The organism is Spirillospora albida (genome assembly GCF_000718255.1).
Lineage (GTDB): Bacteria > Actinomycetota > Actinomycetes > Streptosporangiales > Streptosporangiaceae > Spirillospora > Spirillospora albida.
Genome location: NZ_JOFJ01000001.1, coordinates 426,265 through 449,463, shown reverse-complemented (window position 1 = coordinate 449,463; position 23,199 = coordinate 426,265). Strand labels below are relative to the sequence as shown.

General features: G+C 70.7%; 23 protein-coding genes. 11 read left to right on the top strand and 12 right to left on the bottom strand.

Annotation, left to right across the window (positions count from 1 at the left end; translation table 11 throughout):
* Window positions 1-13 precede the first annotated feature (13 nt).
* Window positions 14-421 carry a MerR family transcriptional regulator gene (locus tag IE99_RS0102150; protein WP_030145168.1) on the bottom strand — a complete coding sequence of 136 codons (408 nt, stop codon included), beginning with the start codon at window positions 419-421 and terminating at the stop codon, window positions 14-16.
* Window positions 422-449: 28 nt separating this feature from the next.
* On the opposite strand from IE99_RS0102150, the gene IE99_RS0102145 reads away from it, so the two are divergent.
* On the top strand, window positions 450-1,199 hold the full coding sequence (locus IE99_RS0102145; RefSeq protein ID WP_030145167.1) for a methyltransferase domain-containing protein: 750 nt from the start codon (window positions 450-452) through the stop codon (window positions 1,197-1,199).
* A 943-nt stretch (window positions 1,200-2,142) separates the two neighbouring features.
* Here IE99_RS0102145 and IE99_RS31625 read toward each other — a convergent pair.
* Both IE99_RS31625 and IE99_RS29985 read right to left on the bottom strand, forming a co-directional pair.
* Entirely contained in the window at window positions 2,143-2,967 is an 825-nt protein-coding gene (locus tag IE99_RS31625) for a hypothetical protein (protein WP_157609968.1), read from the bottom strand.
* Between the two features lie 324 nt (window positions 2,968-3,291).
* Entirely contained in the window at window positions 3,292-3,717 is a 426-nt protein-coding gene (locus IE99_RS29985) for an ATP-binding protein (RefSeq protein ID WP_051711795.1), read from the bottom strand.
* A 101-nt stretch (window positions 3,718-3,818) separates the two neighbouring features.
* Here IE99_RS29985 and IE99_RS0102120 point away from each other — a divergent pair, with 101 nt between their 5' ends.
* From IE99_RS0102120 to IE99_RS29980, 4 genes are all read left to right on the top strand, one after another.
* Window positions 3,819-4,631, top strand: coding sequence for a helix-turn-helix domain-containing protein (locus IE99_RS0102120; protein WP_051711794.1), 813 nt, complete (start codon window positions 3,819-3,821; stop codon window positions 4,629-4,631).
* On the top strand, window positions 4,628-4,822 hold the full coding sequence (locus tag IE99_RS0102115; RefSeq protein ID WP_030145163.1) for a DUF397 domain-containing protein: 195 nt from the start codon (window positions 4,628-4,630) through the stop codon (window positions 4,820-4,822). The genes IE99_RS0102120 and IE99_RS0102115 overlap by 4 nt, the downstream gene beginning before the upstream one ends.
* A gap of 198 nt (window positions 4,823-5,020) precedes the next feature.
* Complete coding sequence (locus tag IE99_RS0102110) at window positions 5,021-7,426, top strand: aminoglycoside phosphotransferase family protein (protein ID WP_157609966.1); 2,406 nt, start codon at window positions 5,021-5,023, stop codon at window positions 7,424-7,426.
* Entirely contained in the window at window positions 7,423-8,406 is a 984-nt protein-coding gene (locus IE99_RS29980) for an aminoglycoside phosphotransferase family protein (protein WP_084219212.1), read from the top strand. Before IE99_RS0102110 ends, IE99_RS29980 begins: the two co-directional genes overlap by 4 nt.
* A 39-nt stretch (window positions 8,407-8,445) precedes the next feature.
* On the opposite strand, the gene IE99_RS0102100 is transcribed toward IE99_RS29980, so the two are convergent.
* Entirely contained in the window at window positions 8,446-9,630 is a 1,185-nt protein-coding gene (locus IE99_RS0102100) for an alkane 1-monooxygenase (protein WP_037558542.1), read from the bottom strand.
* A 158-nt stretch (window positions 9,631-9,788) separates the two neighbouring features.
* Between IE99_RS0102100 and IE99_RS0102095 the strand changes: the two genes are divergently transcribed.
* Window positions 9,789-10,385 carry a TetR/AcrR family transcriptional regulator gene (locus tag IE99_RS0102095; protein WP_030145159.1) on the top strand — a complete coding sequence of 199 codons (597 nt, stop codon included), beginning with the start codon at window positions 9,789-9,791 and terminating at the stop codon, window positions 10,383-10,385.
* A gap of 33 nt (window positions 10,386-10,418) precedes the next feature.
* Here IE99_RS0102095 and IE99_RS0102090 read toward each other — a convergent pair whose 3' ends face one another.
* Window positions 10,419-11,729 carry a YibE/F family protein gene (locus IE99_RS0102090; protein WP_030145158.1) on the bottom strand — a complete coding sequence of 437 codons (1,311 nt, stop codon included), beginning with the start codon at window positions 11,727-11,729 and terminating at the stop codon, window positions 10,419-10,421.
* A 257-nt stretch (window positions 11,730-11,986) separates the two neighbouring features.
* Here IE99_RS0102090 and IE99_RS0102085 point away from each other — a divergent pair, with 257 nt between their 5' ends.
* Together IE99_RS0102085 and IE99_RS0102080 are read left to right on the top strand one after the other, a co-directional pair.
* Entirely contained in the window at window positions 11,987-12,982 is a 996-nt protein-coding gene (locus tag IE99_RS0102085) for a pirin family protein (RefSeq protein ID WP_030145157.1), read from the top strand.
* On the top strand, window positions 12,979-13,314 hold the full coding sequence (locus IE99_RS0102080; protein ID WP_030145156.1) for a GNAT family N-acetyltransferase: 336 nt from the start codon (window positions 12,979-12,981) through the stop codon (window positions 13,312-13,314). The genes IE99_RS0102085 and IE99_RS0102080 overlap by 4 nt, the downstream gene beginning before the upstream one ends.
* A 43-nt stretch (window positions 13,315-13,357) precedes the next feature.
* On the opposite strand, the gene IE99_RS0102075 is transcribed toward IE99_RS0102080, so the two are convergent.
* Entirely contained in the window at window positions 13,358-14,179 is an 822-nt protein-coding gene (locus tag IE99_RS0102075) for a siderophore-interacting protein (RefSeq protein WP_030145155.1), read from the bottom strand.
* Between the two features lie 14 nt (window positions 14,180-14,193).
* The gene (locus IE99_RS0102070; RefSeq protein ID WP_030145154.1) at window positions 14,194-15,213 is read right to left on the bottom strand and encodes an ABC transporter substrate-binding protein; all 1,020 of its coding nucleotides are present in this window, start codon (window positions 15,211-15,213) and stop codon (window positions 14,194-14,196) included.
* A gap of 137 nt (window positions 15,214-15,350) precedes the next feature.
* Here IE99_RS0102070 and IE99_RS0102065 point away from each other — a divergent pair, with 137 nt between their 5' ends.
* The 3 genes from IE99_RS0102065 to IE99_RS0102055 are packed head-to-tail and all read left to right on the top strand — an operon-like array spanning window position 15,351 to window position 18,258.
* Window positions 15,351-16,412, top strand: coding sequence for a FecCD family ABC transporter permease (locus IE99_RS0102065; protein WP_051711867.1), 1,062 nt, complete (start codon window positions 15,351-15,353; stop codon window positions 16,410-16,412).
* Entirely contained in the window at window positions 16,409-17,446 is a 1,038-nt protein-coding gene (locus IE99_RS0102060; RefSeq protein ID WP_030145152.1) for a FecCD family ABC transporter permease, read from the top strand. Before IE99_RS0102065 ends, IE99_RS0102060 begins: the two co-directional genes overlap by 4 nt.
* Window positions 17,447-17,448: 2 nt before the next feature.
* Window positions 17,449-18,258, top strand: coding sequence for an ABC transporter ATP-binding protein (locus IE99_RS0102055; protein WP_030145151.1), 810 nt, complete (start codon window positions 17,449-17,451; stop codon window positions 18,256-18,258).
* Between the two features lie 69 nt (window positions 18,259-18,327).
* Here the strand turns inward: IE99_RS0102055 and IE99_RS0102050 are convergent, their stop codons facing one another.
* The 5 genes from IE99_RS0102050 to IE99_RS0102030 are packed head-to-tail and all read right to left on the bottom strand — an operon-like array spanning window position 18,328 to window position 23,197.
* Complete coding sequence (locus IE99_RS0102050) at window positions 18,328-19,593, bottom strand: ABC transporter substrate-binding protein (RefSeq protein ID WP_030145150.1); 1,266 nt, start codon at window positions 19,591-19,593, stop codon at window positions 18,328-18,330.
* Window positions 19,590-20,699 (bottom strand): branched-chain amino acid ABC transporter permease, encoded by a 1,110-nt coding sequence (locus IE99_RS0102045; RefSeq protein WP_051711791.1) that lies wholly within the window; start codon window positions 20,697-20,699, stop codon window positions 19,590-19,592. The genes IE99_RS0102050 and IE99_RS0102045 overlap by 4 nt, the downstream gene beginning before the upstream one ends.
* Window positions 20,692-21,582: a branched-chain amino acid ABC transporter permease gene (locus IE99_RS0102040; RefSeq protein WP_030145148.1), complete on the bottom strand. Its 891-nt coding sequence runs from the start codon at window positions 21,580-21,582 to the stop codon at window positions 20,692-20,694. Before IE99_RS0102040 ends, IE99_RS0102045 begins: the two co-directional genes overlap by 8 nt.
* Window positions 21,579-22,400, bottom strand: a complete 822-nt coding sequence (locus IE99_RS0102035; protein WP_051711865.1) for an ABC transporter ATP-binding protein — start codon at window positions 22,398-22,400, stop codon at window positions 21,579-21,581. The genes IE99_RS0102040 and IE99_RS0102035 overlap by 4 nt, the downstream gene beginning before the upstream one ends.
* The gene (locus IE99_RS0102030; RefSeq protein WP_037558453.1) at window positions 22,397-23,197 is read right to left on the bottom strand and encodes an ABC transporter ATP-binding protein; all 801 of its coding nucleotides are present in this window, start codon (window positions 23,195-23,197) and stop codon (window positions 22,397-22,399) included. Before IE99_RS0102030 ends, IE99_RS0102035 begins: the two co-directional genes overlap by 4 nt.
* Window positions 23,198-23,199: the final 2 nt, after the last annotated feature.

Genomic DNA, 23,199 nt, shown 5'->3' with positions numbered 1-23,199 from the left:
ACAGCGCTGTCTTTCAAGAGCGGTGCATGTCCACTCGGGCGGCGACCAGGGACCGGAAGGTGGGGCACGCGGTCAGGTCCTCGTGGTCGCAGGTCAGGCCGCCTTCGATGAGGGTCAGGGCGGCCTGGATCTCGTCCATTCGCCGGAACAGGTCATCGCGGTGGCGGCGCTGGATCGTGCGGCGCTGCTCGACGTCGGCGGTCGTCAGGATGTCGCGGATGTCGGTCAGTCCCAGTCCCGCCTCCTTGGCCAGCAGGATGCTCGCGACCCGGTAGAGGTCCGAGTTGCCGTATCGGCGGCGCCCTCCGGCCGCCCGCGCGGGCGAGAGCAGGCCCATGGTCTCCCAGTGGCGCAGGACGTGCGTGGCCAGGCCGAAGCGGGCGGCCACCTCGCCGATGCCCATGGTCGCGCTTGACTTCATGTCGACATTAAGTCGCAGCATGGGAGACATGTCCAACGAAACGATCGAGGCCCTGATCGCGCAGCTCGACGTCGTCGACGGCAGTCCCGGCGCCGACGCGCTGCGCGCCCGCTCCTATGAGCTGCTGCGTCCCCTCCCGGATGGATTGGTGGTCGACGTCGGCTGCGGTACCGGACGGGCCGTCGCCGAACTGGCCGACCGGGGTGCGCGGGCGACCGGGATCGACGTCAGCGACCAGATGATCGCGCTGGCGCGACAGCGGTGGCCGCACGGTGAGTTCCACGGCGGGGACGCCTGCGCCCTGCCGCTGCGGGACGGGCAGGCCACCGGATACCGGGCCGACAAGGTCATCCACGCCCTTCCCGACCCGGGGCGGGCGCTCGCCGAAGCGCGCCGCGTCCTGGCTCCGGACGGACGCATCGTCCTGTGCGGGCAGGACTGGGACACGTTCGTGATCGACTCGACCGACCCGGAGCTCACCCGAACCATCGTGCACAGACGCGCCGACCTGGTGCCGTCACCGCGCGCCGCGCGCCGGTACCGCAACCTCCTCCTGGACGCCGGCTTCCGCGATGTCACGGTGGAGGTCCACACGGCGGTGTTCACCGACGACTCGTTCCTGCCCGTCCTCACCAATCTCGCCGAGACCTGCCGCGAGCACGGCGCGATCACTGCGGCGGAAGCGGAAGCATGGATCGCCGACCAGCAAGAACGCGCCCGGACCGACCGCCTCTTCGCCGCCGTCCCGCTCTTCATGGCCGCAGCCACCAACCCCTGACGGCCCCGCTCCACCGAGCCAGGGCCGGCCTGCACGTAACACGCTGGATGCCCGGAAGCGGTTCGCGGATTCACAGCGAAACGGGCAGGCCTTCCGGATCGACATGAGTGGCGGGAAGCGTTTTGGGACCCGCGCAAGCGGGTGCACGACCTGGTTGGAGAGGTGCTGGTGCAGTGCCCGTCGTGTGATGGATGCGCCGTCGTCCTACCCGGTGGTGAGCAGGAGCGCGCCGTGAGCGCCTATAGTCCCCATCGCCGTCTCCGATGTGGTGCATGCGGCCATGCCAAGGACGCGGAGTTCCGCCGTGTCGTCATCGGAGCTCCCATCGACCCGTATTTCACCCACTCTGGCTCCAGGCGAACTGTCGAAAGAACATCCTGGGCCACAGCGTTCGCCATCTGGACCTGATGGAGGCCTACGTTGCGGCCAGCCTGCGCGAACGCGGTGATGTCGAACCCTACGGAGCGACGAGCGTCCTGGAACGCCTACCCGCCTGGATCAAATCGGCCAAGAACCGCGCCGAGGTCGTGAAGACGATCCAGTGGATGCGAAAGTCCGCAGTCGCAGATGCCCTGCCTTAGCTATTGCTGGACGATGTTCTGGGGCAGAATTCCCGAATCCCACAGGGTGTCCAGGTATCCGAACAAGCTATCCTCATCCTGATTTAGTTTCGACAGTTCCTCCTCGGAAAGCGCGGATAGTGGATCGGTCAACTTCAAGTTATGCGGGAACGGCCCCGACCATCCGGAGTAGCTATGGCAGATATGGCACCATATCTGCGTTCCCAGGCTATCGGTGTACTGGGACTTGTGCATATATATACGCAGGCCATTCTCGTGGCAATGTGGACATTCTCGCTCCCTTGGAGCATCATTGAAAATGTTCCAGTCCGCCAGTGATTCGATCTCGTCAGAGCTGTATCCCCGCCATGGCGTTCTTCGTGTCATTCAACTCTTCCCCTCTGCTTGCGAACGAACTCGCGGTACACTTGTTCCTCGTACTTATCGGCTTCTCTTTCGATCCCAGGGACGCCTCGTTCTGCGAGATTGCGCTGATGCCGGCTCTCGTGAAACGGTGTTCTTACCGCGTGCTCAATGCTGGATAGTCCTTCATCTGAAATTTGAATTAACGGTTTCCCGTTTGGGTCGAGCTTGGGTTTGCCGTCCGGGTTGTACGGGCTGTTGCCGTAAATTAGTCGCCCTGGCGGTCCTTGTTTGCCGCCAGGAGTTCTTTGAGATGAGCCCCGGTACGCGTCGATCTGGCCATTCCCGGGAGAGGATCCGTGTGCGGGTCCTCCGGCTTTAGGTTGTGATGTGCCGTGAAGATCGGGGGCCTGTGACCTCGTCGCAGCCGATGACCCGACTGACGGCGGTCCTGCTCGTCGGTCCTGTCCGCCGAGCCCTGCCGTCTTGGGCGACTGTTCTGCGGCTTCATTGAGAGAGCGGGCGGATTTTTGAGTGTTGGCGACGGGGGTTGCAGGCTTTTGTTCGCGGCGGAGGAGGGTGGTGAAGCGGGAGGTGATGCCGCTGCCGGCGCCGGTGCCCATGGTGGCGGCGGCGATGATGAGGGAGGGGACGGTTTCGCCGTAGGCCCTCATCGGGTCTGTCTTCCATTGTTCCCAGTCGATGAGGGACTTGAGGAAGAGGCCGGGGTGCTGGACGGCCTGATAGAGGGTTTTGGCCTGGCCGGCCGGGCCGCGGTTCATCCAGCTGTCGCGGTTGAGGGTGTAGTAGACCGGGGCCGTGACGGGGTTGTAGGCCAGGCTCATCAGCCCGAGGTCTTTGGTGCCCGTCGCGACGCCGGGGAGGAAGTGGTGGAACTGGGCGTTCCAGGCGGCTTGCAGGGGTGGCTTGCGCCTGGGGGTGCTGAGGAAGGCGTTGACCCCGGCGAGGGCGTTGTGGGTGATGTGCTGTTCGGCTTTGAGAAGTTCGGCGTTTGAGGGCGGGGCCGTGTTCCTCGGCCTGCTGGCGGACGCGCTGGAGGTGTACTGCTGCTTGCTCGGCCCGGTTCATCCCGTCCCGTTCTCAAGGTGGTCGCCGTTGAGAAGGCCCGGCCTTGGCGTGCTCTGTGGGCCGAACTCACTTGGTCGCTGTCAGGGGATGAGGCGTGCCCAGATCCACTTGCCACCGGACGGGTCGGGGCAGTGGCCGCAGTCGGCCGCGAGCGCCGCGACGATGGGGAGGCCCCACCCGCCGTTGCGATCCCAGTTCTCCTCCGAGAGATCGAGCGTCTCGGGCGTCATCTCGACGACCGGGCGGGCCTGGGGCTGGGCCGGGCTGGCGTCCCACACGGCGATGAGGACGCCGGCGGTGTCGCGGCTGCACTGGAAGCGGATCTGCTGGCCGGGCGTGGCCGTCGAGGCGTTCGCAATCAGTTCCGACGCGATAAGGAATGCGTCGTCCGAAATATGCGTGTAGCCCCATTTGTCCAGGCGGCTTCGCGTCAAAGTGCGCGCCAGACCGGGTGCAGCCTTCGACGCCAGCATGGCGATCACCATGCAGTCGGGCGTTGTGATCATCTCGGAAACCTCCGTGGTCTGTTTCCTTGTTTCCCTCCAAAGGATGACCGGCTTCAATTAGCGTCTTCTGTATCCGTGGTAATCGGAAACATGGAGGTGCTGTGGCTCGCGTCAGAGACCCCCTCGACCCCAAGATCTCGCTGTGGCATTTCCTGGCCTACGCTCTGCGGTTCGAGCGCGAGAAGCATGGTCTGTCCCTGGCTCAGTGCGGCCAGATCATCAATGCCGCGCGCTCCACTGTTTCCAACATCGAGGCGGGCAGGCTGAGGCTGGGCGAAGACCAGGCGAGAAAGCTGGACGCCAGGTACAACACCCCGCAACTGTTCGAGCTGCTGATGTACTTCGCGAATACGTCGCATGATCCGGACTGGTTTCGGCAGTACACCGAATACGAATCGGCGGCCGAAATCATCCGGATCTACCAAGGGCAGGTCATACCGGTCCCGCTGCAGACCGAGGACTACGCTCGGGCCTTCCTATCGGTGGCCGGGGTCAAGAACATCGACCGCGCGCTGGCGGGACGGGTCGCCCGGCAAGGCGCGATCTTCGACCGCCCGCATCCCCCCGTACTGATCATCCTGCTGGATCAGGACGCGCTCGATCGTCCAGTGGGTGGGCGTGAGGTGATGGCGGCGCAGCTCCAGCACCTTCTCGACAGCGGGGAACGCCCGGACGTGATCCTTCGAGTCATCCCGAGGTCAGTCGGGGCGCACATCGGTCTCAACGGGCCGTTCCAGGTGATGACTCGTGAGTCGGATGTCGCCTACGTCGGGGCCTTCCACGGCGGCCGATTGGTCCAAGATCCTGTAGAGGTACGGGAACTCGCCGTAGATTTTGAGCTGATCGGGGCGAAGGCGCTGAGCGAGGACGCGTCCAGGAGCTTCCTCACGGAGATCATGAAGGGCTGCCTATGACGATCAACTGGCGGAAGAGCACCCGTAGCGGGAGTGCGACCGACGAGGCGTGCGTCGAAGTGGCGTGCTTGCCGACAGGAGTCGGGGTCAGGGATTCTAAGGATCCGGACGGCGAGCGGCTGACGATCCCCGGTGACAGGTTCGGGGAGCTGCTCCGCTTGATCAAGGGTGGGGTGTTCGACCGGCCCTGAACCGGTGCCCGAATCAGCACGGCCCGCCGAACGTGATCCGGCGGGCCGTGCTTCGTCGGGTTCGGGACCGTTATGGTCGGGGTGGAACCTGTTACCGTCCGCTTCGCGTTGGACGGCAAAAACCGCCATGCCCACGGGAGATGCGCGATGCCCCTCGAACCCCGATTCCGGCGGGTGTCCGCTTTCCACCGTCCGTTCGTGGACCGGGAACCGGTGATCGCAGCCTTCGACGAGGCCCTGCGCGCGCAGCGGAACTCCCCGTACGTGTTCAACGTCGTGGGAGTGGGCGGCATCGGGAAGTCGCGGCTGTTGCAGGAGCTCTGCCGTCGCCGCACCGACACGCATCGGACGGCGACACTCGACCTCCAGGTTCCCGCCATGCGGCAGCAGGAGGACGCCCTCGCCGTTCTGCGCGTGGAACTCGGCCGGCAAGGCGTGCGGTTCGATCGCTTCGACATCGCCTACGCCGTCCTCTGGCAGCGGCTCCATCCGCACCTGCGGCTTTCGCGGAAGGAGCTGCCGTTCGTTGAGGAGAGCGAGGCCCTCACCCAGATCATCGACGGCGCGGCCGGGGTGCCGGTGTTCGGTACCGGTGTTGGGTTGCTGCGGCTGCTGGGCAAGGCCACGACCGGAATGCGGCAGCGGCAGAAGATCAAGGCCGATGAGACGTTGCAGCAGCTGGACGACCTGACCAACGCCGAACTCGCCGATGCGGTCACCTACCTGTTCGCCGAGGACCTGCGGGAGGGCTCAGACCGCCCCTACGTGATCTTCGTGGACGCCTATGAGGCGCTGCTGCCCACGTCCGGCAGAGGGATCGCCCAGGACGTCTGGCTCCGAGACCTGATCGCACAGCTCGACCGGGGTGTGGTCGTCATGGCCAGCCGCGAGCCGCTCCCGTGGGGGACGCATGACCCCGGCTGGATGGAGGCCATCCACCGTCAGCGCGTGGACGGCCTACCGATGGAGGCCCGGCTCGAACTCCTCGAAGGCGGCGGCATCACCGACCGCGCGGCCCAGCAGGCGATCGCGACCGCCAGCCAAGGGCTGCCGTTCTACCTCCACCTGGCCGTGGACACGCGCACGACGGCCCGCCAGGCCGCCGCCGTCTCGTCCGAGGAGATCCTGCAGCGCTTCCTCGCCCACGTGGCCACCGACGAGATCCGCACCCTGGAGCTGCTGAGCATCGCCCGGGTCTTCGACTTCGACATCTTTCAGGCGGTCGCGGACGCGTTCGACCTGCCCCGGCACCGCATGGCGTGGGAGTCGCTGACCGCCTACTCGTTCGTCTACCCGGCGGGCGCGCACGGCAGGCGCCTCCACCAGCTCATGCGCGCGGCGCTGCACCAGCGGCTGTCCGAGGAGACGATCCGGGACGTCCAAAGCCTTCTGCGCCACGTATGGGACGCACGCGCCGCGCGGGACGACGCGGCTGAGAACGGGGTCGCCATCCGGGCGCGCGCCGTTCGGGAGGCGGCGTTCTGCGGCCTGCACGCCGGGACCCTCGACGGCACGGACATCCTGGCCTACGCGGACCGTGCCATGTGCCACGGCGGAAGGCAGGGCGTGGACGGCGTGGCCCAAGACCTCCGCGACTACCTGGCCGCCGGCGCCGGAGACGCCGACCTTGCCTTGACGGCCCGCTGCCTGGAAGCCGAATCCGCCGTCCTTCTCGGGGACGCGGAGACCGCCACGCGCCTCACCCCGTCCGTCGACTGGTCCCTGAACGACACACCGGGTGCCCGTCTCGGGATCGCCGCCGCGCATGGCCGCCGCATCGCCGGGGCCACCAGCGAGGCGCAGCACATCTTCCGGCAGGTCTGGAACAGCCACTCCGGTACCGTGCGGCTGCGGGCCGGCTTCTGCATCGCGGACCTGGACATGTGCCAAGGCCGATTCGGTGACGCACTCGCCATCGCCGACCAGATCCTCGCCGACGCCCCACCCGATGACTTCGTGCTGCGTGGTGATGCCGTCCGGCTCCAGCATCTCGGCCACCGGTTCGCGTTCGATCTGGACGCGTCCCACCGCTGCCTGGAGATGGCCGCCGCTCTCTATGCTCGGGCGGGCACGGCCCCAGAGCAGGCCAACATCGCGACGAACCGCGCCGAACTGCTCGCCTGGACGGATCCGTCCCGCGCCATCACCGCCGCCGGGGAGGCCGTCGATGCCCAGCTCGACCTGGGCGCCCATCACGAGATCGGCAAGGCCTTCACCGCCTTGGCGATCGCGCAGTTGCGCCTTGGCCAGCACGGCCCGGCGGCGGTGTCCTTCCAGACCGCCGCAGAGGCATTGGAGCGGGCACGCTACCGATCGGGCCGTGCCCGTGCTGAGCTGTTCCGCGGCTTCCTGCACGCCAGGGTCGGCCATACCGGTGCGGCGGTGGCGTCGACCCGCTGGGCCGTCTCCGAGTTGGTCGCCGCGGAGGTCTACCCCACCCTCCTCATGGTCGCCGGCTACCTCCTCGACGTCCTCGGCGCGTCCGATGAACGCACCTCGGAGATCACGACCCGCGCTCGGGCACAGATCCGGCCGGCGCACCTGCTGCCATCACTGGACACCAGGGCGCGCGCGCTGGTCACGGCCATGCTGGAGGACGCATGAACGGGCGGGAACTGTACGAGCGGGCGCGAGCCAACGGCGACGCGGCAGCGGGCTATTACAACGACAACGTCCGGGTGGACACAGCTGACGGACCGGTCATCGTCCGGATTCCTATTCATGGGGCCGACATGATGGATCTGCGGCCTTGGCGGGAGGACCGCGTGCTCGCCGCGATCGCGCCTTACGTCCGGGACGCGCCGCGGCTTCTGCTGTCTTCGGAGGATCCGCGGTTCCAGGTTCACGAGTTCATCGCGGGGGACGTCCTCAACGAGGTGGCGCCGCGCGGCGTGGCCGTCCCGCCTCATGTTCTGGACGACGTCGTACGTCTCTTCGTCCAGCTCACCGACGTGCCTCGACTTCCTGACACTCCGGACGGGTGGCCGGCGGACGGCGACACGACCGCGTTCGCGCACCTGCTCTCCGCGCTGACGCACCGAGTCCACGTCACCTACGGTCCTGACTTCGCGGACCTCTTCGCGGCCCTGGCGATCCCGGCCGAGCCGCTCGCGCCGGTAAACGACCTGTGGCGCGGCCTCACGCCCCGTCCGTTCGCGTGCGTCCATGCCGACGTGCACCGCCGGAACATGATCGTCCGTGAGGAGTCGACCACCTTCCTCGACTGGGAGCTCGCCCTGTGGGGTGACCCCGTCTACGACCTGGCCGTCCACATCCACAAGATGGGTTACCTGCCGGACGAGCGGGACGCCCTCATCACCCGCTGGCTCGCCGCCATGCCGTCCGAGCACACCGCCGGGTGGGAGCGGGACCTCGACGGCTACCTCACGCATGAGCGGATCAAGTCGGCGATCGTCGACTCCGTCCGGTACTCCCAGCTCTTCGCGAAGGGCGGCCCCTACCCGTATCCGGAGCGGCAGCTCGTCGCCTCGATGACCGCCAAGCTCAACGCGGCCCGTCCCTACTGGGACCTCATGGAGCCCGTCGACGAGCGGGACGTGGACTCGGCTCTGCGTGGAGGCTGAGCCCGGCGGCACGGGGCTCCGGCCGCCGGGTCGAGAGTCTCAGCCGGTGGCGGCGCCGTGGCGGGCGAGGAGTTTCGCGCGCTTGGCCGGGTGGATGTTGCAGCGGGTGACGTCGCCGTCGTAGTGCTCCAGCAGCTTCTTGTCCATGACGCGGAACCACCACGGCGGGACGACGGCGCGCAGGATCATCGTCGCGTAGCCCGCCGGCAGCTGCGGGGCCTCCGGGAAGTCGCGCAGCATCTGGTAGCGACGTCCGGGATTCGCGTGGTGGTCGGAGTGCCGCTGCAGGTTGTAGAGCAGAACGTTGGACGCGACCCGGTTGCTGTTCCAGCTGTGCTCGGGCGCCGTGCGCACGTAGCCGCCCTCCGGCGTCTTCTGCCGGAGCAGGCCGTAGTGCTCGAGGTAGTTGACGACCTCCAGCATCATGAAGCCGAGGACCGCCTGCAGGAACAGGTAGGGCAGCAGCTCGAGCCCGAAGGCGGCGGTCAGCGCCGCGAACAGCGCGGCGGTGACGAGCCAGCCCTGGAGGACGTTGTTGCGCGGCGTCAGCGGCCCCTTGCCCTGCCTGGCCAGGCGGCCCTTCTCCAGCCGCCAGCAGGACCGGATGCCGCCGAGGACCGTCCTTGGCAGGAAGCGGTAGAACGACTCGCCCATGCGGGCGGTGGCGGGGTCCTCCGGGGTGGCGACGCGCGCGTGGTGGCCGCGGTTGTGCTCGACGACGAAGTGGCCGTAGCCGGTCTGCGCGAGCGTCACCTTGGCGAGGAAGACCTCGACCTTCTCCCTGCGGTGGCCCATCTCGTGCGCGGCCGCGATGGCGATGCCGCCCACCGTGCCGATCGTGGTGGCGAAGCCGATCCGGTCGACCAGGGACATCGACTCGCGCACCAGGACCGCGCTGCCGACGATCAGCGACGCGTACTGGATCGGAATGTAGAGGACGTTCGCCCACATGTAGAAGCGGTCCCTGGCGAGCCGGGGCATCGCGCTCTCCGGCGGGTTGGTGGGGTCCTCGCCGAAGAGCAGGTCGAAGACCGGGAAGACCGCGAAGATCAGGACGGGGCCGAGCCACCAGAAGACGTCCAGGCCGGTGAGGCCGACCAGGCCCCACGCGCCGAACGGGATCGCGGGCACGAGCAGGCCGAGCAGCCACCAGTACCGCTTGGGGTCCGTCCAGTTGTCCTCGATCCGGCCGGCGGGCGCGCCGCCCGCCTGTTCGGTCGTCACCACGACCACCACCGCCTTACATAAAGGATGATTCTGTCCAGAAGCTTGACAGTCTTTCGTGTAGTGTCAATTGTGATTCGGGTCATACACGGTGCGGCCGGTCGTCGGTGACGTGATGGATCATCGAGATCAGGCGGGCCCTTTACGATGGCGGTGAGATGACGCCCTTCCGAGAGACCGTCCGCTCCCTGCTCCGCGACCGCCTGCTCGACGCGGCCTACGAACTGGTCGCCCCGGGCGGGTGGGGCGGCATGCGCATGACGCACCTCGCCTCCCGCGCCGGGGTCAGCAGGCAGACCGTCTACACCGAATTCGGCAGCAAGGACGCGATCGGCGAGGCGCTCGTCATGCGCGAGGTGGAGCGCTTCCTGGTCGGGATCCAGGAGCAGCTCGACGCCAACCGCGACGACCTCGCCGCCGCGACCGTCGCCGGGGTCGCCTTCACCCTCCGGGAGGCGGCCGACAACCACCTGCTCAAGAGCATCTTCACCAGCGCGCGCGGCGGGAACGAGGACCTGCTCGCGCTCGTCGCCGTCCGATCCGACCAGCTGCTGCGGACGGCCCAGGACGCGCTCGACGGTTACGTGTCCGACGCGTGGCCGCGGATCGACCCGCTGTCACGGAGCCTGGCCATCGAAACGGTCGTCCGGATCACGGTCAGCCATATCGTCCAGCCGGTGGCCCCGGCCGAGGAGACGGCGGAGCGCGTGGCCGAGATCGTCATGCGGGTGGCCCTGCCCGGCGCCGGGACGTAGCCGAAATTCACAGGCCGACGGGCCCTCGTCCGCTCAGAAGTAGGAGCGGTCGGTCAGGGGGTCGGGGAATTCCGCGGGCGCCGGGCGGCGTGGGTGGTCGCCGCGGCCGTCCGGCTCGTCCCCGCCGGACTGCGCCGGGCGGACGGCCAGGGCGGCCAGGGCCGTGGTGATCGGGACGGCGGCTATCAGGCCGAGGGTGCCGGCGACGCTTCGGACGATCTCCTGGGCGACGGCCGGGTTCGTCAGGACGTCGCCGAGCGGCTGGTCCGCGATGGTGAACAGCAGCAGCAGCGGTAGCGAGGCGCCCGCGTACGCGAGGACGATCGTGTTGATCACCGAGGCGATGTGGGCGCGGCCGACGCGGGCGGCGGCACGGTAGAGCTTGCGGAAGCCGCTGGAGGGGTTGGCGTGGGCCAGTTCGGCGACGGTCGCGACCTGCGTGACGGTCACGTCGTCCAGGACGCCGAGGGAGCCGATGATGATGCTCGCCAGCAGCAGGCCCTGCGTGTTGATGTGGTAGCTGTAGTCCAGGTAGAACGAGCTGTCGTCGGTGATGCCGGTCAGGTGCGTGAGGCTGATCGCCGCCGTCGCCAGAGCTCCGGTGAGCAGGAGGCTGGCCATTGTGCCGATCACCGCGATGGACGTGGTGACCCGGAACCCGTGCGTCAGGTACAGCACCGCCAGCATGATCGCGGACGCGCAGACGATGGCGACCAGCAGCGGCGGACGCCCCTCCAGGATCGCCGGTATCAGGAACAGCAGCAGCAGCGCGAACGTCACCGCGAGGCCCGCGAGAGCCGTCACGCCGCGCCAGCGTCCGAACGCGATGACCGCCAGCGCGAACGCCGCCGCCACCAGCCACAGCGCCGATGAACGATCGTGGTCGGACAGCAGGTACTGCGCTCCACCGGGGCCGCCGGGCGCGTGCGTCAGCGTGACGTCGTCGCCCTCGCTGAACACCCGTCCGCCCGGCCCGGACGGCAGCTCCGCGGAGACGACCCGTCCCTTCGCGTCACCCGAGGTGATCTCGACGGCGGCGGTTCCGCAGCGGCGCGGATCGGTCTTGCTGGACGCGCCCGGGTCGAGGCCCCGCACGTCCACGGGCGCGCCGTCCGTCCCGGCGGCCTCGGGGCACGGCTTGAGGTGGATCCGCGTGACGGTGCCGCTGACCTTGGTCAGCTGGCCGCCGCCGGGCGCCTTCTTCGCGGGCTCGGCCGGCCACATCCAGATCAGCGCGACCAGCGTCGCGACCGCAAGCGGCACGATGATCGCCAGCACGGCCCGCACGGTCGTCCGCGACCGGGGCATCTCCGTGTCGCCGCCGTGCACGTGGTCAGCACCCACGATCCCGTCCCCTCCCACAGCCACCGGACGCCGATCCTAGCCGCCGGGCGGGGATGGGACCCGGCCCGCGAGACCATTTCGCTCCGGACGCTTTGAAGCCGATCTCCACTGGCCGAGCCTGGGCCGCTGTCGGCCGTTCGAGGGATCCGTCAGGTGTCCGCGAGCCAGGCCGGCGGCGTTCGTCGAAGGGCGGTGGCCGTGACGCCGGACGGCGACGCCTATCATCGGCCTTGATCGTCGGTGAGGGGGCATCGCGCGTGAGCAACACCGATAGGAATCCCGCCGAGATGCGGTGCGGGGGTGTGGTGGACGAGCCGCGGCGGCCGCCGTCCGGTGTCGAGGTCCTCACCGCACGCGATGTCCCGCTCGGCGGGCCGCGGGCGATGACGGTGCGGCGGACGCTGCCGCAGCGGGCGCGGACCCTGATCGGGGCGTGGTGCTTCGCCGACCACTACGGCCCCGACGACGTGACCGCGACGGGCGGCATGGACGTGGCGCCGCATCCGCACACCGGGCTGCAGACGGTGAGCTGGCTGTTCAGCGGGGAGATCGAGCACCGCGACAGCCTGGGCGTCCACGCGATGGTGCGGCCCGGCGAGCTCAACCTCATGACAGGCGGCCACGGGATCTGCCACTCGGAGGTCTCGACGTCCCGCACCACGATCCTGCACGGCGTTCAGCTGTGGGTGGCGCTGCCCGGTGAGCATCGGGACGCCGGACGCGACTTCCGGCATCACGTACCGAGCCCGGTTCCGCTGGACGGCGGGGAGGCACGGGTGTTCCTCGGGTCGCTGGCCGGGGACACCTCCCCGGTCCCGACCTTCACGCCCCTGCTCGGCGCCGAGATCACCCTGGAGCCGCGCGCTGAGATCACGCTCGCGGTGGACGAGGGTTTCGAGCACGGTGTCCTGGTCGACACCGGTGAGGTGCGCGTCCGCGAGACCGTGCTGCGTCCGAGCGAACTCGGCTACCTCGGCATGGGCGCCGACGCGCTGACGCTGACCAACGCGTCGGACACCGCGGCCCGGCTGGTCCTCCTCGGCGGGACGCCGTTCGAGGAGCAGATCGTGATGTGGTGGAACTTCGTCGGCCGCAGCCATGACGACATCGTCCGGGCGCGGCGGGAATGGCAGGACGCTTCCGCGCGGTTCGGTTCCGTCGAGGGATACGACGGGGACCGGCTCCCGGCCCCCGCCCTGCCGAACGCCACCATCAAGCCGCGGGGCAACCCGTCACCGAAGGGGACACCATGACCCGGCCCGCCGCTCCGGCCGTCGAGCGCGACGACGCCGAGAACCGGTACGAGATCTCCGTCGAGGGGCGGCGCGCCGGGTTCGTCGCGTACCGCGACCGTGAACGGCAGCGGGTGTTCTACCACACGGAGATCGACGACGCCTTCGCCGGCAAGGGGCTCGCCGGCGTCCTCGTGCGGGAGGCGCTGACCGACGCGCGGGCCGCCGGCCTGCGGCTCGTGGCCGTCTGCCCGTACGTGGCCAAGTTCGTGAAGAGGCATGAGGAGTTCGGCGACGCCGTCGACCCGGTGACGCCGGCGATCCTGCAGTGGCTGGACGTGAAGCCCTCCTGACGTGCCGGTCCGATGAGCCCCGTCGTCGCGGTGGAGGACGGGGTCACTCCTCCGTGGCGGGGCTGCCGCCCGCGAAGGCCTCGGCGAGGAGATCCTCCTCGGAGGCGCCGCGGCGCCAGTAGCCGGTGAAGGTGACGGCGCGGCGGTTCAGGCCACGGTCGTTCACCAGGTGGCGGCGCAGCGCCTTGACCTGGGACGATTCGCCCGCGATCCAGGCGTAGGCCGTGTCCGGGAAGGCGGCGGCGCGGACGGTCTCCAGGAGGTCGCCCGGGGCGACCCAGGTGATGGACGCGTCGGCCTTCGTGGGCAGGTCCTGGCGGTCCTCGGGGTGGGGGATCTCGATCCATGCCTGGACGTCGACGCCGGCGGGGAGGGATGCGAGGTTGCCCGCGATCGCGGGCAGGGCCGTCAGGTCCCCGGCGATGACGACGGGAGCGTCCGCCGGAGGCTGGAAGTCCCAGCCGCCGTTGTCGGGGCCGGTCGGGCCGAGGGTGGCGATGCGGGCGCCGGGGGCGGCGTGGGCGGCCCAGGTCGCGGCCGGGCCGGTGGCGCCCTCGTGCAGGGCGAAGTCGACGTCGAGCTCGCCGGGGCGCCGGGCCCGGACGGTGTAGGTCCGCATGATGCCGCGTTCCGCCGGGTCCATGGCGCGCCAGTCGAGGAACCAGCTGTCGGGGGTGGAGTCGCGGGGGAGGAGCGGCTCGTCCTGGTGGGGGTGCGGGAAGAACAGCTTGATCCGCTGGTCGCGGCCGGCGGAGACGAACCCGTCCGGCACGCCGAAGGTGACCCTGACCATGGACGGCCCGAGCCGCTCGGTCCGCAGGACGTGCAGGTCGAACAGGTCGTAGGGGTCGGACGGGTTCGTCATGGGGGGAGCCTTCCTCAGAGCTTCTTCGCGGACCGGATCGCCTTCGCCAGCTCCTCAAGCACCGGAGCGCAGCCCGCGTAGGAGAAGCGGGGCTCGGGGTTCCAGCCGATGACCTGGCCGGCCTTCACGGCGGGCAGGTCCTTCCAGGACGGCTTGCCGCCGAGGTCCTTCGGCTGGAGGGCCTGGGTGCGGCTGTCGAGGATGATGAGGTCCGCCTTGTACCTGTCGGCGTTCTCCCAGCTCAGCGACTCGAAGTAGCCGGCGTCGTCGAGCTTGGCCGGCTCGACGAGGTCGACGCCGAGCTCCTTGAAGTACATGAGGTCGGTGTTGCGCTTCGGGCTGGACGCGTAGAACAGGTCCGGCGCGGCGGACGCGGCGAGGACCTTGACCGGGTTGGCCTTCGCGGCGGCGCGGACGGCCTCGACGGCCCTGTCGAACCGGGCCTTGGCCTCGGTGACCTTGACGGATTTCGGGTCGGCGCCGAGGGCGGCGGCGAGCGCGGCGGTGCGCTCGATCGGCTTCGGCAGCGGGACGTCGCCGGCCAGGATGCCGATGCTGGGCGCCAGCGCGAAGATCTTGTCCTTGCTCTCTTCGGGGACGTAGAACAGGTTCGGCTTGATGAACATGTTGTCGATCAGCAGGTCGGGCCGGAGCGCGGCGTACTTCTCGATGTTGAACTCGCCGTAGGCGTTGCCGATGCTCGTGAGCCGTTCGACGGGCAGGTCGCCCGCCTGCGGGTCGCGGCTGCCGTCCTTGAGCCTGCTCGGGCCGTAGACGCCGACGAGCTGCTCGTCCACGCCGAAGTCGTAGAGGGCCGCGGCGGCGGCGGAGTAGGCGACGATCCGCTCGGGGCGCTTCTTCAGGTCGATCTTCGTGCCGCGGTCGTCGGTGTAGGTCCACGGCCCGCCGGACGCGGTGCCGCCGTCCTTGCCGTCGTCGCCGCCGCAGGCGGTGAGGAGGGCGCCGAGGGCGAGGGCGCCGCCGGCGCCCAGGAGGCCGCGGCGGGTGAGGTGGCCAGCACCGGTGTTCGCCATTTTGGGATGCTTCTTCCGTTCGTTCGTGACAGCCGGTATTCCGGCCCGATGGGGGCTTAGGTTAACCTAACCTAAGTATTTGTCCAGAGGCGGGGGAGTCCGGTCCCCGCCCGTCCCCCCGGAGCCCGTCCGTGACGATGACCGAAAGACCGCAGGCCACGGCGCCGCCTTCGGGCCGCGGCCGCGGGCGGTCCGCCCGCGCGGGCGGGTTGCTCGCCGCCGCCGCGGCGCTGCTGGCGGTCCTCGTGCTGAGCCTCGCGGTCGGCGCGCGGCCCCTGTCGGTGCCCGAGGCGTGGGCCGGGCTGATGGACCGAAACGCGGACTCCTACACGATCGTCCACGAGATGCGGCTGCCCCGGACCCTGCTCGGCCTGCTCGCCGGGACGGCCCTCGGCCTCGCCGGCGGGGTCCTCCAGTCGCTGACCCGCAACCCGCTCGCCGACCCCGGCATCCTCGGCATCAACGCGGGCGCCTCCGCCGCCGTCGTCTCCGCGATCTCGTTCCTCGGCATCACCTCGTTCGCCGGGTTCGTCTGGTTCGCCTTCGCGGGGGCCGGCGTCGTCGCGGTGCTGCTGTACGCGGTCGGCGGCGGGCGCGGCGCGACCCCGGCGCGGCTCGCGCTCGCCGGGTCCGCGCTGAACGCCGCGCTGTACTCCTACGTCAGCGCCGTCCAGATCCTCGACACCGCCGCCCTCGACCAGATGCGGTTCTGGGTCGTCGGATCGCTCGCGGCGGCGCAGCCGTCCACGGTCGTGCGGGTCGCGCCGTTCGTCCTGGCCGGGACGGCGCTGGCGCTGCTGCTGGCGCGCCCGCTGAACGCCATGGCGATGGGCGAGGACGCGGCGCGCGCGCTCGGTGCCCGGCCGGAGCGCGCGAAGGGCGTCGCGATCGTCTCGGTGACGCTGCTGTGCGGCGCCGCCACCGCCGCCTGCGGCCCGATCGTGTTCGTCGGGCTGATGGTGCCGCACGTCGTGAAGGCGCTGACCGGCCCCGACATGCGGTGGATGCTGCCGTACTGCGCGGTGCTGTCACCGGCGGTCATGCTGGCGGCGGACGTCATCGGACGCGTCGTCGTGCGTCCGTCCGAACTCCAGGTCGGGGTGGTGATGGTCGTGCTCGGCGGCCCCCTGTTCCTCTACGTCGTGCGGCGGCCGGGCGGGCTCGGCTCGCGGCGGCGCCCCACCGGGGAGGCGGCGTGAGCAGGTCCTCCGTCCTCCGGACGCCGCTGCTGTCGCTGCGGTTCCAGCCGCGCGCCGTCGCCGTGTCCGCCCTCTGCGCGCTCGTCGCGGCGGGGCTCGCCGTCGCGCTGATCGGCAGCGGGGACTTCCCGATGAGCCCCGCCGACGTCATCCGGACGCTCGCCGGGCAGGGCACGCCCGCCGACTCGCTGATCGTCAACGAGATCCGGCTGCCCCGCGCCGCGACCGCGCTCGCGGTCGGCGCGGCGCTCGGCCTCGCCGGGGCGGTCTTCCAGTCGCTGACCCGCAACGAGCTCGGCAGCCCCGACGTCCTCGGCTTCACGTCCGGCGCGTCCACGGGCGTCCTCACCGCCATCGTGCTGTTCGGCGGCGGCACCGCGGCGGCCTCGGCGGGCGCGGTCGCCGGCGGCGTGGCCACCGGCGCGCTGATCTTCCTCGTCGCGGGCCGGGACGGCCTGCACGGGCAGCGGCTCATCCTGGTCGGGGTCGGTTTCACCGCGATCCTCACCGGAGTGAACGGCTACCTGCTCACCAAGGCGGAGATCGTCGACGCGGCGCGCGCGGTGCTGTGGCTCACCGGCAGCCTGGACGGCCGGGACTTCGGCGACTCCGGCCCGCTGCTGATCGCCCTCGCGGTGCTCGGCCCGCTCATCATGATCGGCTGCGGGCGGGCGGTGCGGATGCTGGAGATGGGCGACGACGCCGCGCACGGCCTCGGCGTCCCGATCGAGCGGGTCCGGACGCTGCTGCTCGCGGCGGCGGTGCTGCTCACCGCGTTCGCCGCGGCGGCGGCCGGGCCGGTCGCGTTCGTCGCGCTGACCGCGCCGCAGGTCGCCCGCCGCCTCACCCGGGCGCACGGCCCGAACCTGCTGCCCGCGGCCTGCACGGGCGCCGCGCTGCTCGTCGCCGCCGACTGGATCGCGCAGCACGCCTTCGGCGACCGTGGCCTCCCCGTGGGCGTCGTGACCGGCCTGGTCGGCGGCGGATACCTGGTCTGGCTTCTCGTGACCCAACGCAAGACGGGACGGATCTGACGATGGCGGCAAGCGACGCACGGCTGACCGGCGCCGGGCTCACCCTGGCCTACGACCGGCGGACCGTCGCGTCCGGCCTGGACGTGGCGATCCCCGACGGCTCCTTCACCGTGATCGTCGGCCCCAACGCGTGCGGCAAGTCGACGCTGCTGCGGGCGCTCGCGCGCATCCTGAAGCCCGCCGCGGGCACGATCGTCCTGGACGGGGAGCCCATCGCGGGCTGGCCCGCGAAGAGGCTGGCCCGGACGCTCGGGCTGCTGCCCCAGTCGTCCATCGCGCCGGAGGGCATCACGGTCGCCGACCTGGTGGCGCGCGGCCGCTACCCCCACCAGGGCTTGCTGCGGCAGTGGTCCCGGGAGGACGAGCGGGTCGTCCGGGAGTCGATGGCCGCGACGGGCGTCGCCGACCTCGCCGACCGGACGGTGGACGAGCTGTCCGGCGGGCAGCGGCAGCGGGTGTGGATCGCGATGGCGCTCGCCCAGGAGACCCCGATCCTGCTGCTGGACGAGCCGACCACCTACCTCGACATCGCCCACCAGATGGAGGTCCTGGACCTGTGCGCCCGCCTCCACGAGGAGGGCCGCACGATCGTCGCCGTCCTGCACGACCTGAACCACGCGGCCCGCTACGCCACCCACATGATCGCGATGCGGCGGGGGAGCGTCGTCGCGGAGGGCGCGCCCGGCGACGTCGTCACCGCCGGCCTGGTGGAGCGGGTGTTCGGGCTGCCCTGCACGGTCATCCCGTGCCCGGAGACCGGCTCCCCGCTGGTCGTCCCGTCCGCCCGCGGGAGGACCGCCGTCCCCGGATGACCCCGGGACATGGCGAGCGCCCGCCGGGTGGGTGGGATCCGGCGGGCGCTGCCGTGCGGGGGGCGGGGATCAGCCCGCGGCCGGGGCCTTGTAGTTCTTGACCAGCTCGGACTCGGCGGCGCCCTTCTCGACGACGAGCCCGCCGACGGCCTTGGCGTCGGTCCGCAGGATGTAGGTGCGGAGCGTCGCCGGCTTGTCGAAGTGCGAGAAGTTCTGCGGCGTGCCGTAGCCGCCGTCGTAGCTGCTCGCGGAGCGGTGCGCCTTGATGAGGCCCTCGCGGGTCAGGTCCTTCGACTCGCACGCCTTCTTGAGGGCGTCGACGAAGATCGCGGCATTGGTGTAGCCGTTGACGACCGCGTTGTCGCGCGGCTGGTTCGGGTACTTCTTGGCGTACGCGTCGGCCAGCTTCTTGATCGCCGGCAGGTCGGACGAGATCGGGGCGCCCGCGGACGTCAGGTAGAAGTCGTTGAGCAGCGCCGGCGCGGCGGGGGTGCCGAGCAGCGCCGGGGAGAACCCGGAGTTGCTCGCGAGGATCGGCACCATGATGCCCTTGGCGCGGGCGACGCCCGCGAGGGACGCCGACTGGCGCGGCCCGGCGCTCATCAGGATCGCGGTGACCCCGGCGCTCTTCAGCGCGGCGACCTGCGCGGACATGTCGTTGTCCGTCGCCTTGATCTTCTGCTCGACGAGGGTCAGGCCGAGCTTGCCCGCGGCGTACTTGGAGCCGGTGAGGGCGCTCTCGCCGTAGTCGCCCTCGAAGTAGACGTGCCCGACCTTGTCGCCCTTCTTGATCCCCTTCTCCTTGGTCAGCCACTCCAGGCCGTTGATCATGTCGATGTCGTAGGTCGTGCCGGTCACCTGGATCTGCTCGGTGCCGAGCAGGCCGGTCGCCCACGCGTTCGGGATCGTGAACATCTTGTCGGACGTGATCCGCGACTTGAGCGCGGTCACCATCGGCGACCCGACGAACTGGGCGAGGCCGATGACGTTCGGCTGCAGCTCGCTGTAGGCGGACGCGGCGCGCTGCGGGTCGTACCCGTGGTCGCGGACGACCAGCTCCAGCTTGCGGCCGCAGACGCCGCCGGCGGCGTTGGCCTCCTCGACGTACAGCTGCTGGGCCTGCGTGAGGCTCTTGCCGAGCGGCGCGTACACGCCGGTCAGGTCGGTCTCCACGCCGATCTTGATGGTGGAGTCGGTGACGCCGGGGCCGGTCTTCACGCCCTTGGAGTCCGTGCCGCCGGACCCGCCGGTGGCCTTGCCGCTGCATCCCGCCGCCGTGACGCCCATGGCCAGGGCGAGGGCGGCCGCGGCCGTGGCGCGCGCCGTCAGTTTCATGCTGGTTGCTCCTTGTTGTCGAGTCGGGTGAGCGGTGCGGGCGGGCGCCGCCGGGCCGTGATCCGCAGCCGCAGCCGCGTCCACAGGCCGACGAGCCCGCCGGGAAGGAACAGGACGACGGCGACGACGGCGGCGCCGTACAGGATCCGGGCCGCCTCGGCGGGCGAGACGCCGCCCGTGCCGGGCGCGGAGACGAGCGGGAGCTCGCCCCCGAACCGGGTCAGAAGCTGGGGCAGGACGGAGACGAACACCGCGCCCGCGATCGCCCCCGCGGCGGTGCCGAGACCGCCGATGACGATCATGGCGAGGTAGTCGAGGGACAGGAACATCCCGAAGTACTCCGGGACGGTCCGGCGGAACACGAGGGCCAGCAGCGCGCCCGCCGCTCCCGCGTACATCGACGACAGGACGAACACGCCCGCCCGGTAGCGCGCCACCGGGACGCCCATGACGGACGCCGCCACCTCGTGGTCGCGGATCGTGTTCATGGCCCGGCCGGGCCGCCCGCGCACGATGCCGCGCGCGATCCAGGCGGCCGGGATCAGCAGCGCCACGGCGAGGAACCACAGCCGCTCCAGCGCGCCCAGCGGGATGTTGAACACGACGAGGTCGGGCGAGTCGTCGAAGCGGAGGCCGAACAGCTCCAGCGGCGGGACGTCCCGTCCGTTGAAGCCGCCGGTCACGCCCTCGACGTTCATCAGCAGGTGCTGCCCGACGAAGATCAGCGCGAGCGAGGCGATGCCGAGGTAGGTACCGCGCAGCCGTCCCGCGATCGGCGAGAACAGCCCGCCCGCGACGCCCGCCAGGACCACCGCGCCGACGAACGCCAGCGGTGTCGGGACGCCGAGCCCGCTGACGTGCGCGCCGTCGTCGGACGCCAGGTAGACGTACCCGTACGCGCCGACCGCGAGGAAGAACGCGTGCCCCATCGACAGCTGCCCGGTCGCGCCGGTCAGCAGGTTGAGGCCGATCGCGCCGATCGCCGCGGAGATCGCGAACAGGCCGGTCTGGAGCCAGAACGCGTCCAGGTAGAAGGGGAGTGCCAGCAGCAGCGCGGTGCCGCCCGCCAGCGCCCAGAACGCGGGCCGCCGCAGCGTTTCAGACACGGGTCAGCTCCCTCGTCCCGAACAGCCCGGCCGGGCGGATCAGCAGGATCGCGAACATCACCAGGAACGGGGCGACGTCGCCGGCGCCGCGGCCGAGGAACGTGAGATCGCCCTGGTAGCCGGTGACGAGCGACTCGGTCAGCCCGATGATCAGCCCGCCGACCAGCGCGCCCGTCGTGGAGTCGAGCCCGCCGAGGATCGCCGCCGGGAACGCCTTCATCGCCGCGAACGAGGTGCTGCGGTCGAGGCCGGGCGTCGGGAAGACCGTGAGGAACAGCGCGGCGACGGCGGCGAGCCCGCCCGCGACGGCCCAGGCGCCGAGCGACACCCGCGACAGCCGGATGCCCATCAGCGCGGCGGCCTCGCCGTCCTCGGCGGCCGCCCGCATCGCGACGCCCCACGAGGTGTAGCGGAACGCCAGCAGGAACGCGGTGATCAGGACGGCCGCGACGACCAGGGCCGCGATCCGGGTGTGCGGGATGCTGACGCCGCCCACGGTCAGGATCTCGTTCTGCCAGGGGTCGCCGAGCGACATCACCTCGGTGCCGATCCGCCGGGTCAGCTCGGTGGTGAGCACGATGTCGACGCCGATCGTGACGATCGCGAGGACGGCGTGGTTCTCCACGTTGGCGCGGCGCAGCACCAGCAGCTCCACGAGGGCGCCGATGGCCGCGGCGCCCGCGATGCCGGCGGCGAGCGCGGGCAGGAAGCCGATGTCGTCGTGCAGGACGGCCGTCAGGTAGCCGCCGACGAGCAGCAGCGACGCGTGCGCGAAGTTCACCACCTCGGTGGCCTTGAAGATGATCACGAAGCCGAGGGCGATCAGCGCGTACACCGATCCCGACGCGACCCCGTTGACCACCAGCTCGATGAAGGTGCTCAAGCCCGCTCCCGTTCTTCCTCTTCCGTGGCCGTGGCCGTGCCGGCGGTGGGTTCGTGCGCCGCGCCCAGGTAGGCGCGCAGCACGGCCGGATCGCGCTGGACGTCCGCGGGCGGGCCGCCCGCGATCCGCTTGCCGAAGTCCAGGACGGTCACCTCGTCGGCGAGCCGCATCACCATGCCCATGTCGTGCTCGACGAGCAGGATGGAGATCCCGAGGTCGGCGCGGGCCCGGACGATCACGTCCGCCATCCGCTGCCGCTCGGTGCCGTTCATGCCGGCGACCGGCTCGTCCAGCAGGAGGAGCCGCGGCTCCATCGCCAGGCCGCGGGCCAGCTCGATCCGCTTCTGGACGCCGTACGGCAGCATCCCGACGGGGGCGGCCAGGTGGTCGCCGACACCGACGAACTCGGCGATGTCGCGCACCCGGGCGCGGTGCCGGGCGTCCTCGCGGCGGGCGCGCGGGAGCCGCAGCCCCGCCGACAGGAACCCGGCCTTCGTGAGCCGGTGCCGGCCCAGCATGAGGTTGTCCTCGACGGACAGGTGCCGCGACAGCGCGATGTTCTGGAACGTCCGCGCGATGCCGAGCGCCGCGATGCGGTGCGGTGCCAGCGTCGTCAGCTCCGTCCCGCCGAACGTCACGCTCCCCTCGGTCGCCCGGTACACGCCGGACAGGACGTTGAAGCACGTCGACTTGCCCGCGCCGTTCGGCCCGATGACGGCGTGCACGCTGCCGGGCGCGACGGTGAACCCGACGTCGTCCAGGGCGGTCAGCCCGGCGAACCGGACGGTCAGCCCGCTGACGATCAGCTCGTCCCTCACCCGGCCCACCTCTCCAGCACCGGCCCGCGCAGGTGCGCCTCCGGGACGACCTCCGGCTCGTCGGTGACGCCGAGGTACCGGCGCCGGATCTCGTCGCTCGCGGCCAGCTCGGGGGACGGGCCGTGCAGAGCGACCGAGCCGACCTCCAGGACGTGCGCCGTGGACGACAGCTCCAGCGCCAGGGCCGCGTTCTGCTCGATCAGCAGGATCGAGGTCCCCTGCATGTTGATCTCCCGGACCGTGTCGGCGATCCGCTCCGCCATCAGCGGCGCGAGGCCGAGCGTCGGCTCGTCCAGCAGCAGTACCGCCGGGCGCGCCATCAGCGCCCGGCCGATCGCCAGCATCTGCTGCTCGCCGCCCGACATCAGGCCCGCCCGCTGCCCGGCCCGCTCCGCCAGCACGGGGAACAGCTCCAGGACCCGCTCGCGCGAGGCCGCGATCTCCTTGCGGCTCCGCGCGCCGAGCGCGCCGGCCCGCAGGTTGTCCGCGACGGTGAGCCGGCCGAACACCCGGCGGCCCTCCGGCACCTGCACCACCCCGGCCTTGACGACCGCGGCCGGGGACAGCCCGGTCAGCGGCCGGTCGCCGAGGTGGACGGTGCCCGCCTCCACCGCGCCGCGATGGAACGGGAGCGTGCCCGAGATCGCCCGGAGCAGCGTCGTCTTGCCCGCCCCGTTCGCGCCGAGCACGGCCGTGACCGAACCCGCGGGGACGTCCAGCGACACCTGGTGCAGGGCCTGAACGGCCCGTCCGTAGCTCACCGAAAGATCGCGGACCGCCAGGGTCCCGTTCGCCATGG